This window comes from Methanolinea mesophila (genome assembly GCF_017873855.1).
Lineage (GTDB): Archaea > Halobacteriota > Methanomicrobia > Methanomicrobiales > Methanospirillaceae > Methanolinea_B > Methanolinea_B mesophila.
Window position 1 is genome coordinate 1,495,523 of sequence record NZ_JAGGKR010000001.1, and the last position, 14,057, is coordinate 1,509,579.

The 14,057-nt window shown below is 54.3% G+C and carries 11 protein-coding genes; 7 read left to right on the forward strand and 4 right to left on the reverse strand.

Annotated elements, in window-relative coordinates; translation table 11 throughout:
• Positions 1 to 52: 52 nt before the first annotated feature.
• Positions 53 to 946, forward strand: coding sequence for an HdeD family acid-resistance protein (locus J2741_RS07120; RefSeq protein WP_209674317.1), 894 nt, complete (start codon positions 53 to 55; stop codon positions 944 to 946).
• A 319-nt stretch (positions 947 to 1,265) separates the two neighbouring features.
• On the opposite strand, the gene J2741_RS07125 is transcribed toward J2741_RS07120, so the two are convergent.
• Together J2741_RS07125 and J2741_RS07130 are read right to left on the reverse strand one after the other, a co-directional pair.
• Positions 1,266 to 1,967, reverse strand: coding sequence for an ABC transporter ATP-binding protein (locus J2741_RS07125; RefSeq protein WP_209674319.1), 702 nt, complete (start codon positions 1,965 to 1,967; stop codon positions 1,266 to 1,268).
• A 36-nt stretch (positions 1,968 to 2,003) separates the two neighbouring features.
• A complete protein-coding gene (locus tag J2741_RS07130) occupies positions 2,004 to 2,732 on the reverse strand; it encodes an ABC transporter ATP-binding protein (RefSeq protein ID WP_209674321.1) in 729 nt (242 codons plus the stop codon).
• A 326-nt stretch (positions 2,733 to 3,058) separates the two neighbouring features.
• On the opposite strand from J2741_RS07130, the gene J2741_RS07135 reads away from it, so the two are divergent.
• The 4 genes from J2741_RS07135 (at position 3,059) to J2741_RS07150 (ending at position 7,671) form a co-directional block, all read left to right on the forward strand.
• A complete protein-coding gene (locus tag J2741_RS07135) occupies positions 3,059 to 5,701 on the forward strand; it encodes a CHASE4 domain-containing protein (protein ID WP_209674323.1) in 2,643 nt (880 codons plus the stop codon).
• 215 nt (positions 5,702 to 5,916) lie between these two features.
• Positions 5,917 to 6,480 (forward strand): manganese efflux pump MntP, encoded by a 564-nt coding sequence (locus tag J2741_RS07140; protein ID WP_209674326.1) that lies wholly within the window; start codon positions 5,917 to 5,919, stop codon positions 6,478 to 6,480.
• A gap of 182 nt (positions 6,481 to 6,662) precedes the next feature.
• On the forward strand, positions 6,663 to 6,881 hold the full coding sequence (locus J2741_RS07145; protein ID WP_209674328.1) for a DUF2769 domain-containing protein: 219 nt from the start codon (positions 6,663 to 6,665) through the stop codon (positions 6,879 to 6,881).
• Entirely contained in the window at positions 6,838 to 7,671 is an 834-nt protein-coding gene (locus J2741_RS07150; protein ID WP_209674330.1) for an NAD(P)H-dependent oxidoreductase, read from the forward strand. Before J2741_RS07145 ends, J2741_RS07150 begins: the two co-directional genes overlap by 44 nt.
• 350 nt (positions 7,672 to 8,021) lie before the next feature.
• Here J2741_RS07150 and J2741_RS07155 read toward each other — a convergent pair whose 3' ends face one another.
• Complete coding sequence (locus tag J2741_RS07155) at positions 8,022 to 9,338, reverse strand: hypothetical protein (protein WP_209674332.1); 1,317 nt, start codon at positions 9,336 to 9,338, stop codon at positions 8,022 to 8,024.
• A gap of 184 nt (positions 9,339 to 9,522) precedes the next feature.
• Between J2741_RS07155 and J2741_RS07160 the strand changes: the two genes are divergently transcribed.
• On the forward strand, positions 9,523 to 12,456 hold the full coding sequence (locus J2741_RS07160; RefSeq protein WP_209674334.1) for a CHAT domain-containing tetratricopeptide repeat protein: 2,934 nt from the start codon (positions 9,523 to 9,525) through the stop codon (positions 12,454 to 12,456).
• Between the two features lie 14 nt (positions 12,457 to 12,470).
• On the opposite strand, the gene J2741_RS07165 is transcribed toward J2741_RS07160, so the two are convergent.
• The gene (locus J2741_RS07165; protein WP_209674335.1) at positions 12,471 to 13,235 is read right to left on the reverse strand and encodes a gasdermin; all 765 of its coding nucleotides are present in this window, start codon (positions 13,233 to 13,235) and stop codon (positions 12,471 to 12,473) included.
• Between the two features lie 344 nt (positions 13,236 to 13,579).
• Between J2741_RS07165 and J2741_RS07170 the strand changes: the two genes are divergently transcribed.
• A complete protein-coding gene (locus J2741_RS07170; protein ID WP_209674338.1) occupies positions 13,580 to 13,993 on the forward strand; it encodes a hypothetical protein in 414 nt (137 codons plus the stop codon).
• Positions 13,994 to 14,057 lie beyond the last annotated feature (64 nt).

The window sequence follows — 14,057 nt, forward strand, 5'->3', positions numbered from 1 at the left end:
TGTAGTTGTGCGGTCAATTCTCCCTGAAACAGCAGAGAATTCGTGGTGCATCATGGCAAGACTCGATGATTTCCTGGCCCCCCTTCACCAGGGGGTATGGGAGGTGGTGGTGCCGAAGGAATCGGTGACCGAACCCCTCGACCCCGGCTGGGGAAAGTCCTCGGTCAATGTCCCGTCTCCGGGCACCCTCGCGAGTTTCCGGAAGGGGCAGTACCACGTCCACGAGACCGCCGACGAATGGCGGGTCCATCTCGACCGGTACGATCCCAAGGAGCACCCTCTGCTGCACCTGGTGGACGACGCCCCCCTGCTCCTGATGATCGGGGGCACCGTGGTGGCGCTTGCCACGGACACCCGGAAAGGGAAGATCAGGGACACCGAGAGCATCCTCGAGGAGCAGAAGCGGTCCTGGCAGTTACAGGTGCTGATCGGGGTGGCCCTCCTCCTCTTCGGGGCCTACATCATCACCAACCCGCTCTCGTTCTACAGGGACCTGATCCGTCTCGCGGTCCCCCTCCTGATCATCGTCCTCGGGGTCATGCTGGTGACCCGGGGAGCAACATTCCGGCCGCCGGCTCTGATCTCCACCTACTACCTGGTCCTGGGGGTCCTCGTGGTACTCATCGGGATAGTATCGTTTTATCTCCCGATCGTGGTATGGAGCACGGTCATCCTGGGGATCGTGACCCTCTGGGGCTTTGGAAGTGCCTACATGGCACTCCGGAGGGTTGCCCACGGGAGGGCGGCAGTTCCGGACGGGTTCTATAAATGGCTGGTCATCGGGGTGCTCTCGTTCCTGCTCGGGGTCTTCATCCTCGTCCTTCCCGACCATACCGTGGCAGTGATCATGATGCTCGTCGGGGCGATCGCCCTGCTGCTCGGTATCACCCTCATCGTGAACGGGGCCCGGCTCAGGCAGTGGATGCATCACCCCCGGCAGGCCTGATAGTCACAATTCCACACCATTTCCCGTGTGCCGGGTACCCATCCACTTGAGCCCGGGCTTCTTCGATCGGGGGGGATCAATGCACCAGGCTGGTCAAACGGCGGATATTTCCGGATTACCGCATACAACAGGGGGAATATTCTTTTATGGCGTCCGGGAACGTCCTCACTCCGGCAATTACAAGGGTTTCCGGTCTTGAACGAGGATTCTTAAAAAGGTGCTTTATACCGGGTCAAAAGAAGGCCCCGTGAGGATACATCCCGGATCCTCCTCCCGGTCCTGGAGATCTCACCGCGGAATTTCTAATCCCGGGTCTCCTTTAGACTCCCAGGTATGCGGCCCGGACCTGGTCGTCCTGGAGGAGGGCATGGCCCCCGCCCTCGGCCGTGATACGCCCGTTCTCCATGATGTAGCCCCGGTTGGAGAGCTCGAGCGCGTGCTGCACGTTCTGCTCCACAAGGAGGATGGTGAGGCCCCGGGTGGTGTTGAGGGTCTTTACCGTGTTGAGCACGTTTCCCACGAAGAGCGGGGAGAGGCCGAGCGAGGGCTCGTCGAGCACGAGCATCTTCGGTTTCGCCATCAGGGCCCTCCCGATGGCGAGCATCTGCTGCTCCCCCCCGGAGAGGGTCCCGGCGAGCTGGTGCCTGCGGTCATCGAGCACGGGGAAAAGGCTGAAGATCTCCTCGTAGTTCGATTCGCCATGCTTCTCCCGGGCAAACGTCCCGAGTTCGAGGTTCTCGAGCACGGTCATCTTGGGGAAGAGCTCGCGCCGCTCGGGGACGAGGGCGATGCCCCGCTTCACCACCTCGTAGGGGTGGAGCCCGGCGATCTCCTTTCCCTCGAAAAGGATGCTGCCTTTCACGTTCCTGGTCAGGCCGAAGATGGACTGCACCAGGGTGGATTTTCCCGCTCCGTTCGCCCCGAGCAGGGTGACGATCTCTCCCTGTTCGATGTGCAGGGAGACGTCCCACAGCACCTGCAGGTTATCGTACCAGACGTTTAAGTCCCGGACCTCGAGCATGAAGAACAGCTCCTCTTTGAGGGAATAAAAAGGCTCCTACGCGGCGAAATGTTCCCCGAGGTAGGAGTCGATGACCACCGGGTCGGAGAGGACCTCTTCGGGGACTCCGTCGGCGATCTTTGTCCCGTTGTTCAGGACCACGATCCGGTCAGACACCCCGAGGATCACCTTCATGACGTGCTCGATCATCACGATGGTGATCCCCTGGTCCCGAAGGCTCCTTATGAGGGCGATGGCCTCGCCCATTTCAGAGGGATTCAACCCAGTGAGCAGTTCGTCCAGGAGCAGGACTTTCGGGTGTGACGCGAGCGCCCGGGCCAGCTGGGCTCTCCGGAGCTCGATCACGTTCAGCCCGGAGACGGTCTGGTCGATCTTGTCTCCCGGGAAGCCCACCTGGGCGAGGTACTCCTCCGCTTCCTCCCGGGCCCGGGCCATGGAGATCTTCCTCCCGTTGCCGAAGAGGGCGCTGATCATAACCCCTTCCCGGGCGGTGAGGCCGGGGAACGAGTTGGCGTGCTGGAAGGTCTTTGCGATCCCTTTCTTGCAGATACGGTTCAGGGAGAGCCGGGAGATCTCCTCCCCCCGGTAGGAGATGGAGCCCGTGTCCGGCCGGTAGATCCCGGAGATCAGGTTGAGCAGGGTGGTCTTCCCCGCACCGTTCGGCCCGACCAGGCCCAGGATCTCCCCTTCCTCCACCGACAGGTCCACGTGATTGACCGCCACGAGCCCGCCGAACTTCTTCGTCACTCCCTGTACTTCAAGCATGCCTTTTCTCCCTCTGTGCTATACCTTGACTTGCTATATGTTAGCAAATAACAATTAAAAAGATTACGATAAGGGCGGAGGCATTTCCTCTCGTTGCAGGTGCGACGGGCTCAAGAAAAGAGGATACGGGCGAAAAGACCCGGGACCCGGAACAGCCTGGTCAAGAGATTTCGCGTTCATAGGGTCATCGGGCCGCTCCCGTAGGGAAACATCCGGTTACAGGGCCGGACAGAGTTGAGATCCCGAAAAAAAGGATAATTCGGGGAGAAAATAGCTCGATCACAAGTATAAATTCCTGTTCCTGCGAACATGTACATAAGGTTGGTATGGACCTCCGGACCAAGACCCTGGTCATTATCGGGATATATCTCCTGCTGGTAATCGCCTCTTTCGTCGTCTATTCAGCGACCACATGGGAGCGGAGCTTTTCTTCCATCGAGTCGGGGGAGGTGCAGGACGATCTGCACCGGGTCGTGTTCGCCGTCGACCACGAGCGCTCGGACCTGGATTCCAGCCTCGCTGACTGGTCGATGTGGGACGATACCTATTATTTCTCGCTCGGTTCGAACCCCGGCTATGCCGAGAGCAACCTCATGCCCGCGACCTACCAGACCCTGGACCTGGATATGGTGCTTATCTACGACCCCGCCGGGGACCTGGTCTATGCCCGGGAGTACAACCCGTCGACGGGTGGCCTGGAGGACGTCCCTGCAGGCCTGGTCGAAGGCCTCGACCGTGACGCCTCGTTGTTCTCGTTCTCCCCCGCGGACGATACTGCCGCAGTTTCAGGGCTCTACTCTTTTGGCAACCGGACGGTCATCCTGGCCGCCCGCCCCATCCTCCAGAGCAACGGTGAAGGACCCGCGGAGGGCACCCTGGTGATGATCCGCTCATTCGACCAGGACTTCATGGGCTACCTCTCCGAATCCACGGGAGTTCAGGTCGCCCTCTACGCCCCCTGGGATATGGCAGGCAGCGGTGCGCTTGCCGCGGTCGGCGACAGGCTGGCCACAGACCCCTCCCCCCAGGTGGTTCCCGGAAATTCCACCTCGATATCCGCCTACATGCCCCTGGAAGGCCTGGTCCCCGGTGAAACCTCCTATATCCTGGCAATCACCGAGCCGAGGGTCATCTACCAGAGCGGACTCTCCACGATATGGTCGTTCATGGTGATCCTCCTCTTCTCAGGGCTGTTCTTCGGCCTGCTCGGGATCCTGGTCGTCGACCATACGGTGCTCCGCCGGCTGAATACCCTCCTCTCCGGGGTGCGGGAGGTCAAGGAGAAAGGTGGTGCCGCCAGGGTCCCCGCCCTGCCGGGAGATGACGAGCTCTCCCACCTCTCCGGAGAGATAAACGGGATGTTGGACACGATCTCCGCCATCCATGAACGGTACAGGAGCATTGTCGAGGACCAGACCGAATACATCTGCAGGTTCACCACGGACGGGGCCGTGACCTTCACGAACCCCGCGTTTTCCCGGGCTTTCTCAGGGCTCTCCCCGGCGGGGAAGTTCTCGTCCATCTACGACCTCCCGCCGGACATATTTTCCCGAGAAGAATTCCATACCGTCATCGGCGGCCTCTCCCCCGGTAAACCGATGGCATCGGGGAAGAACGAGTTCACCCTTTCCGGGGCGAGGACATGGGTGGCATGGACCATCAGGGGAATCTTCGATGATGAGGGGGTATTCCGGGAATACCAGTTCGTAGGGAGGGACGTAACCGCCGAAGAGGACGCGCTCGTCGAGATCCGGAATTACCGGGACCACCTCGAGGACCTCGTCCGGGAACGGACCGAGTCACTGATGGCGGCACAACAGGAATTACAGAAGGTAGAGAGAATGGAATCCATCGGCCTCCTTGCCGGGGGGATCGCCCACGACTTCAACAACCTCCTGTTCACCATCCTTGGAAACATCGAGATCATGGAGGATCGGCTGGAGCCGGACTCTCCTCTCCGCCCCCAGATCGCCAGGCTCCGCGGAGAGGTGCTCCGGGCCAGGTCGCTGACGTCCCAACTGCTCACGTTCTCCCGCGGCGGGGCCCCCATAAAGAAGCTCGCGGACATCACCGGAGTGGTGAGGGAGACCGCGGAATTCGTGTGCCGGGGCTCGAAGGTGAAATGCGATTTCACTGCCGGGGACAATGTGGCGGCGGTCTCTGCAGATACCGACCAGATCAGCCAGGTGGTCACCAACCTGGTGCTCAACGCAATCCAGGCCATGCCTGACGGGGGGACGGTGGGGGTTGAGGTCCGGAACGCACTGCTGGAAGCGGAAGAGCGGCCGCCACTCCTCCCCGGCCCCTACGTGAAGGTGGCGGTCAGCGACCACGGGAAGGGGATCCCTCCCGCCGTGCTCGGGTGGATCTTCGAACCGTTCTTCACTACCAAACCGAAGGGCGGAGGGCTCGGGCTCGCCACCTCGTTCTCCATCGTCAGGAAGCACGGAGGGCATATTTTCGTCTCTTCTGCAGAGGGAAAGGGGACGACGTTTTCAGTCTACCTCCCGGCAATGAGCGAAGATGCCGCCCTCCCCGATACGAAAGGGCATCCCGAATTATCGGCCGGGCAGCCGCACTCCCTGCCTTCCGGCAGGATCCTGGTGATGGACGATGAAGAAGCGATCCTTATCCTGCTCTCAGAGATGCTGCAGACAAAGGGCTTTGAGGTGGTCACCGCCGAAGACGGCAAAGAGGCGATCGACCACTACAAACGAGCGATGAACGAGGGTCGTCCGTTTGACGTGGTGATCATGGACCTCACGGTACCGGGGGGAATGGGCGGAAAAGAGACCATCCAGGTCCTGCGTGAACTGGACCCCGGGATCAGGGCGATCGTCTCAAGCGGGTACTTCACCGACCCGGTCATGGCCGATTACGAGAAGTTCGGGTTTTCCGGGGTTATCCCGAAACCGTTCCCCTTTGCTGACCTTTATTCCCTGATTACCCGGCTGATGGGAGAGAAATAGGCTTCCGTTTCCGGCCCTACAATTTCTCCTTCACCGCGAGAATCGTAGAGCCGCCGTCCGACGTTTTGATACAACCTGGCGATTATCGTTCGACCGCCTTCGCGCCGGGATCTCCTGTTCCATTCCGGGGGGTAATTCCCGGAGAATTTTTTCCATGCGGATATAACCGGATACGATCTCTTTATTTCCGAAAATTCTCCATTCCTTTAGGATACATGGATATTCTTACCATCGTCATCATCGGGATCGGCCTCGCGATGGATTGTTTTGCGGTCGCGCTCGCCCGGGGAGCGAAACCGGGGATCGACAAGGTCCGCCTTGCCCTCATGTTCGCGCTGATTTTCGGGTTGTTCCAGGCAGGGATGACCATTCTCGGCTGGGCTGCCGGATCCCTCTTCATCGGCATCATTGCACCCTACGATCACTGGATCGCGTTCATCATCCTCTCCGTAATCGGGGTGAAGATGGTCTATGAAGGGCTGAAGGAGGAACACGCCACGGAATCTGATGCCGCGTCTTTCCCTGGAATAACGTCGGTTCTTCTCCTCGCGGTGGCGACCAGTATCGATGCACTCGCGATTGGTCTCGGATTTGCGTTCCTCGATATCCAAATAGCCATTCCGAGCCTGATAATCGGATTAATTTCGGCAATCTTCGCCATCGCAGGGGTCATGATGGGGACCCGGCTCGAGAAGATTCTCGGGAACAAAATGGAGATCCTGGGGGGGATTATCCTCATTGGAATCGGGATCAAAATTGTTCTGGAACATCTCATGTAACGGTTTGTTTTGTTGGTGCTTACCGAAACAAAGAAGAAAAACATCGGACGCTCCGGAATATCCTTTGTATAAAATCCCCCTTTCCCGGTGCACCTGTTCCCCCTGCGTGCAGCCGTGAGCGGGACTCACCTTTATATGTAGTTTGACCATTCAATCCCATGCTGAACGAAGGAGAATGAAGTATGGAGAGGAGCGAAGCGGTCAAACTCTGTATGTGCAGACAGTGTCCCACCTATATCGATTGCAGGGAGGAGATCTCGTTTTGCATGGCAGTCCCCAGTAAGAGCACCTGCATAAAAAAGGAAGCCGGGTGTCTCTGCCCGGGATGCCCGGTCCAGGAACAGGAGGGGTTCATGCATGTCTATTATTGCATCCGGGGAAACGAACAAGAGCAGCGATGAACCGGGAAAAGCCTGGAGATGCAATGTATGCGGTTTCATAGCCGGGGGTGACTCTCCCCCGGACGAATGTCCGGAATGCGCCTCGACAGACAGGGAGTTCACGGTCCTGTCGGAGCCGAAAAAACTTACCTACGACAGGGAAAAGTTCGATATCCTCCTCATCAACGGCAGCAATCACCGCTCCAACAATACCGGGTACATGATGGACCTGGTCGAGGAGGTCTTGAAAGAGCGGGGAGTGAAGTACCGCCGATATAACCTGAATGAATTCCGGGTAGACCACTGCTGGTGCTGCTACAGCATGCGGGACAACGCCTGCCGGTACCCCTGCCGGAACCAGCACGATGACATGCCGGCATTTCACGAGATGGTCATCGCGTCAAAAGCAGTCATCGTGGGATCCCCGATCAACTGGAACAATATGTCGGCACGGCTCAAGGATTTTCTCGACCGTTTAAACTGCATCCAGAACCTGTACCTGCTAAAAAGGCCCGGGTTGACGGAGGGTAAGATTGTCGGGATCACGGTCTCGGGGCACGAGGACGGTGCGACAAAGGCGGCGATGGACATCTACCTGTACTTCCAGCAGATGGGATACCTGCTCGCACCGTTCGGGATCTCGTACCGGACGCACGGTGCCCAGTTCAACACGATAACCGATCCGGATTTCCTCCGAAATGACCCGATGGTAATAATGAAGGTCAAGGGAATGGCAAACAACGTCGTGGAGATGGTGAAACTCGACCTCGAGGAGAAACTGAAAGGAAAGCTGGTACCGGTCGCGGAGTGACCGTCCCTGATGAATCAGGGCGTGTTCCATCGGTTCCATCCGTGTGTCCGCTCCACCTTTTTATGGGATCAATTGCGTCTGCGGACAGGCAGTTGTTCACGCATGAACCGGGATCGCCATGTGCGTCCCTGATCCGGCTTTGCCCGCCGAAATTGAGTGGGGTGATCGCGTAGTTCACCTCCGCCGGTCTCCCGGACCTGAACCATTTAAATCGGGACGGGTATTCCTCTGGACGACCTCTGATGAAGAGGTGGATCATGGAGAACGTGAAGAATGTAGACAACACCTTTGAATCCTGAATTACACGATATGCGACCCATCTATGCTCCTGATGTAAAGGACGCCTCTGTTCACGGGTTCTCCTTCACGAGAAGAACGGCGTAACCCCCGTCAGAGGTCTGGATGACCTTCCTGACATAATTGGCAGTCACTCCGGGTATTTTTTGGTCCCGTTCCAGGGTGCCGTTACCGGAAAATCTCAGGAGATGGAACCCCGCGGATCGTCCGTACACCGATTCGGAAAAGCCGAGATCGCCCCCGTTCACCCCGAACCCCACGGATACGAACCCGCCGTCGCGGGTCTCGATCGTCTCAGGGCTCGCATCCAGGGGAAGTCTGCGGACGATGCCGCCTTCCCCGTCCAGATCGACCACCTCCGGCCTGATATCGATTGACCCGTCTTTTTCCATCATGTTCGGGACGATCACCCGGTATCCCTGCGGGGTCCGCGAGAGTGCGGCAGGAAGGAAATAATCTGTCTGCTCTATCTCTCTCGCCCATATGACCGAGCCGTTCCCGTCGAGCAGTGCGGCATAGAGTATGTTCTCCGAGGTGAAGGAGTGATACGGGTCAGCCCGGCCATATGCACTTATGAGGAACGTCCCGTTTCCGGTCGCAACGATGGACCAGGCGCTTTCCATACCGTACGCCCCGAACGAGCGCTCCCAGGAGACATTCCCTTCCCGGTCCAGTCTCACCACCGACGCCTGGAACACGGAAATTGTCTCGCCGGTGCACATGGTCACCGGTACCTCACCTCCTACGCCCGGGACCATGGTCACGGTGCAGCCGGGGGTGGGGATCCCCTCATCCGGACGCGCCTCCCGAAGTGTGATGGTCCCGTCCGGTCCGTAGTCAACCCCCGACCCGAGAGGTATCAGGTCCTGTTTCTGGCCTGCGATAACCACTCCGCCGTCCTCTGCCGGAGCGGCGGACCAGACCATCGCGATATCCGTAGGGACCTCCCACACTGTCGTGCCATCCCCGGTTACACGCAGAACCTGACCGTACAGCGTTGCCGCCACCGTCCCGTTGTCCCGCCCGGGGACCAGCGTGGTGATCCCGCCGGAGAGCGGCCCGTCGAACTCACGTGACCAGACCACCTCTCCCCGGGGGGTGAGCCGGACCAGCCTGGCGTAATAGTCATAATATTTCGTCCGCGAGCTCTGCCCCCCGACGAGAAGGGACCCGCCTCCTAGTTCTGCGATTGACAACGCGTCGTCATCGAACCCTGTATCCAGGACTTTCATCCATTCCATCGAGCCGTCAGGGGCGAGTTTCACCACGATGACGTCCCGGTTGGGGACGTAGTCCCCGCAGCCGGCCGAGAGGACAAGCAGGACGAGTACTGCCCCGAGTGCGACCGCCGTCCTGATATCCCCGTTCATACCTGAAGGATGGGGCCGGGACGATAGAGTCTTTTTGGTTTCACTGCGCCGGGGTTTGGCCAATAAATAATTTTCAAGCGGCCCTTGAACAGACAACTGATGGCCAGAATATATTAAAATAGTCTTAGTATTCACCGTATATCAAGGCCAAAATACTTCAAATCAAATGTGGGGGAAGTACAACGTGGGTTTTTTCTCTTGGCTGAAAAGAAAGGATGAATCACGGGAATCTTCAGAATCAGGTGGGATGCAGAACTCCTCCGAACGAGATCTACGAAACCGTTGCGACCTTGTTTTATCCTTAATTGAAAAAGGAAATTTTAAGAAAGCTTTGCCGCTCGCAGATGGGGTACTCGAAGATATCAGCAAGTATTCGGGAAAGGAAAGTCCGGATTATGCGATTGCCCTGAATAATTTGGCATACATTCACCTGGAGGTTGGTAATTATGCGACGGCAGAATCCTTATTTAACCAGGCAATAACCCTCTGGCAACAATACGGAGTTGAGGACCATCCGGACTACGCGACGGCCCTCGATAATTTGGCTTCAATTTATCAGCTAAAAGGGAATTATCAAGGCGCAGAATCTCTGTATAAGCAGGCTATCGGAATAAGGAAAAAAGAGCTCGGCGAGGATAACCCGGATTATGCAATGAGCCTGAACAACCTGGGAATGTTGTATCGAAGTCTGGGTAACTATGAAGAAGCAGTTCCACTGATCAGGCAGACAATAGAAATCGTCAGAAAGACACTCGGTGAAGATCATCCAGATCACGCAACATATCTGAACAATCTAGCTGAGTTATACAGAGAAATGGGAAATGCCAAAGCAGCCGAACCTCTAATATTTAGGGCAATCAATATCCATAAAAAAACAATTGGAGAAGATCACCCCGATATTGCAATAGATTTGAACAATCTTGCATTGGTCTACCAGGATATGGGTGACTATAGAGAAGCTGAAACTTATTTTCAAAAGTCACTCAGTGTAGTACGAAAGACTCTGGGTCAAAATCATCCTGAATATGCTTTATTCTTGTATAATCTTGCGAATTTATATTTGGAGAGTGGAGATTATGAATCGGTTGAGGATCCACTCCAGAAATCCATGGAAATCTGGAGGAGAAATGGGGCTAATAGCTTGGAATATGCTCGATGCCTGAATACACAGGCCTGGTTATCCAGACATATGGGTCATTATCAGGCTGCGGAACCACCACTTCGGGAGGCAATTGAGATATACAAGTCAGCCTTAGGTGAAGACCATCCGGATTATACTCAGCTCCTTCATAATCTGGCAGATCTGTGCATTGCGACGGGTCGGATTGATGAGGGTTATAGACTGATGAATATCGCAAACAAAACCGAAACCAAACTTCTTGAACAAGTACTGGTTATTGGTTCTGATCAACAAAGATTATCATTTTTAGATAGTATAGGAGGAAATTACGACAAATTTCTTTCCGTGATTTTTTCTTTCTGCTCTCAATCACCCCCCGCGCTATCAAGAGCGTATGAGCTGGTTCTTAAAAGAAAAGCTATTGGTGCCGAAGCGTTCGCGGTTCAAAGAGACGCCATCCTTGGAGGAAAATATCCTCAATTTAGAGAACAGCTTGGCAGATTGCGTGAGTTAAAAATGCAGATTGCTCAAACAATTCTCGCAAGTCCGGGAATTGATCATTCTGATCAACAGGATGGGCAATTGGAAGAATGGAAGGCCGAGAGTGAACGAATTGAATTTGAACTTGCTGATAACGCACCTGAAATGAAATTCGAATTGCATCTCTCGGATACCGATCAAAAAGACATTGACAAAAATCTTCCTCCTGAATCCGTTCTTCTTGAATTCGTTTGTTTCGATCCCTTTGATTTCACAGCATTACCCTCCCGTGGCGAACCACAGTGGTTAGAGGCAAGATATGGTGTATTTATTATAAAGTACGGAGAACCAGGGAAAGTCCAGGTAAAAGATCTTGGGAAAGCGGATGAAATTAACTCACTTATCCTCCAATTCCAGACCGCATGTGCTGAGTTGGATGAAAATTATCTCGCGTCTGGAGGTGCTCTCTATGGAAAAATTATCAACCCCCTGGTCCCCCTGATTGGAGATACTCAGAATCTAATAATCGCACCAGATGGAGAGTTGAATCTGCTCTCATTTGATGCACTGCCCATAACAGAAGGGGAATACCTCATCGATAAATTTCATATATTTTACATCAGCGTGGGGAGGGATATCATCCGGTTCTCTGCCCGGAGATTGGGAAAAGTGGGAAAACCACTGGTGATCGCGAATCCAGCGTATGATCTTTCTCAAGGGGATGAACAAACTGGGTTATCAACGGCGTCGTTCAAGAATACCTTTCAGGATCCTGGCCAGAGAAAACTAGTGGAGAGAATTTCGCGGGACATAGACAGAGAGCGTCTGCATTTTGATCCGCTTCCTGAATCGAAGGTGGAAGGAGAAAAAATCGCATCCATGCTGAACGTAAACCCACTCATCGGACTGGATGCGGTCGAAGGGAAAATAAAAAGCAGATCTTCCCCTCATATCCTCCATATCGCGACACATGGATTCTTCCTTAAAAATCAATATGATGACACGAAAAATGAATCTACTTCGGAAAAGGCTGATCTAAGACGACTGTCCAGGCTAGAGAATCCGCTTCTTCGGTCAGGACTTGCCCTGGCGGGTGTAAATACATGGGCGAGAGGCGGGACTTTACCTCCTGAAGCTGAGGATGGGCTCCTAAATGGAGAGGATGTGACGGGTCTTGACCTTACAGCGACAGATCTTGTGGTCCTATCGGCATGCGAGACTGGAGTGGGAGAAGTAAAGAAAGGAGAAGGTGTCTTTGGCCTTCGAAGGGCTTTCATACTTGCCGGAGCCAAGACACTCGTAATGAGTCTGTGGAGTGTGGAAGAAGACTCGACCCGCACAGTAATGATGGATTTTTATCGCAGGATTCAACAGGGGGTTCCAAAGGCCGATGCTCTTCGTGAAGCAAAACTTGCGCTTAGAAAGTCCTATCCCCATCCGTTTTTCTGGGGACCATTCATCTGTCAAGGCGATCCTGGTCCGCTGTCAGGGATAGAAGAACTGCCCGATTCGGATTAAGTGAATATGCGATATTAAATAATTGTGATACTGGAATCGGGGGGTACGCTTAGATATTCGACCTTTGGATCCTCGTCGTGCCCTCTAATGGTAAAACAGCCGACCACAGGTCTATTTCCGTCATACCAAATGGGAATCGCTCTAAATGCGAAAATCACCTTCTTATCGCCTTCATAGGATAATATCTTCTCTTTCACATTATCCTTTTCGGCAGAGAAGTGCCCGGAAGCAGGGGTTCCTATTTCCCCTTCCATCCCGACTGATTTTCCATCACGATCGTATATTTTTATTTTTACAAGTGCGGTCTTGAGCACTTCAGTTATCACGAATGTTTTTCCTTTAGGGTCCAGCAATTTTCGGTCTTCTTCATACCTAAGTGATGCATTTGTTACATAATGTCTGACCTGGAGGGGCATCACCATACTCGAATAAACATCTGAAAAAATAATCTCCGCTGTATCGGCTTTCTCACTTGATACATTGATCCCCATCTTCGCCTGAAACGCTTCAAGAAATGTATTCATGAGTTTAAGGCCCAGTGAAAGGCTTACTCGACCTGTATTCTTACCAGAGATATTAACTGCCACATTATCTTCCCCGATTTTTGGAAGCGCCTGCTCGCTCGTAAACATATCTTCAATTGTTCCGAACAGTTCAAATTCATCTCCCTGTTCTTCTCTTCCTATAATCATAAGCGGTGAAATGCCTTCCCTGGGTATTTTCAGAATAACATATTTCTCAGAGAACAACAATTCCTGAAAAGAGTCTTTGTCTCCCATGGCAGTCCCCTTCTGGTAATATGGAATTTATCAATATTGGATATTTAAATTGAATGGGTGATAGGTCCTGTGTTGTCATTCAAAGCATGAAGATAGATCGATATTTTGTCAATTCCACCAAGTCAGGGGAAGCAGTTCGAGCACGCGTCTGGGAAATAATTCTCCTAGGTGGATTAAAAAGAAATATTGTGCTGGAAAAGTCAGTATCCATTGATTAATCTCCAGTATTCGGATTCTTGGTATCATATTCAAAGCCAAATATTCTGGATGATTCAAACAATTTCACTGATATATAGACCGCTCGACTCCTAAGTACATATTTAGTATTGGTAGTACTATTTGATGTGAAATTCGACCGTCGCTACTGGGTGTTCATCGGCTCCGCGGTGTTCTTTGCCACCGTATCATCCGCGAGCACCCTCTATCTTGCGTCGGTACAGAAACATTTCATCGAGTGCAACTCGGTGAGCGCCGAGTGTTTCTGGACAATCGGGATGATCCCCTGCATGTTCCTCGGAATCTTCGCGATGGTGGCGGTCATGGTCGCAATTCCGTATGTCTTCCGTCAGAACGAGAAGCTCGGGGTCGTATCCATGATCCTGATGGGGGTGATCGTCCTCTATACGGCCCTCGATGCGGTGAACAATATCTCCGCCATTATGGGTTACTACGAGACCTACCAGGCAGCCCACGGGATCCTTTCTTCCGCGAATAATGCGACCGGAGAGCTGATAGGGACGGGGAAATCGTACTGCTGAAGGGGGATCTCGCCCGGGACACGGTTTTCAGGGTTCCGAAAACCGCAGGGCAGGTTCCGCCGGA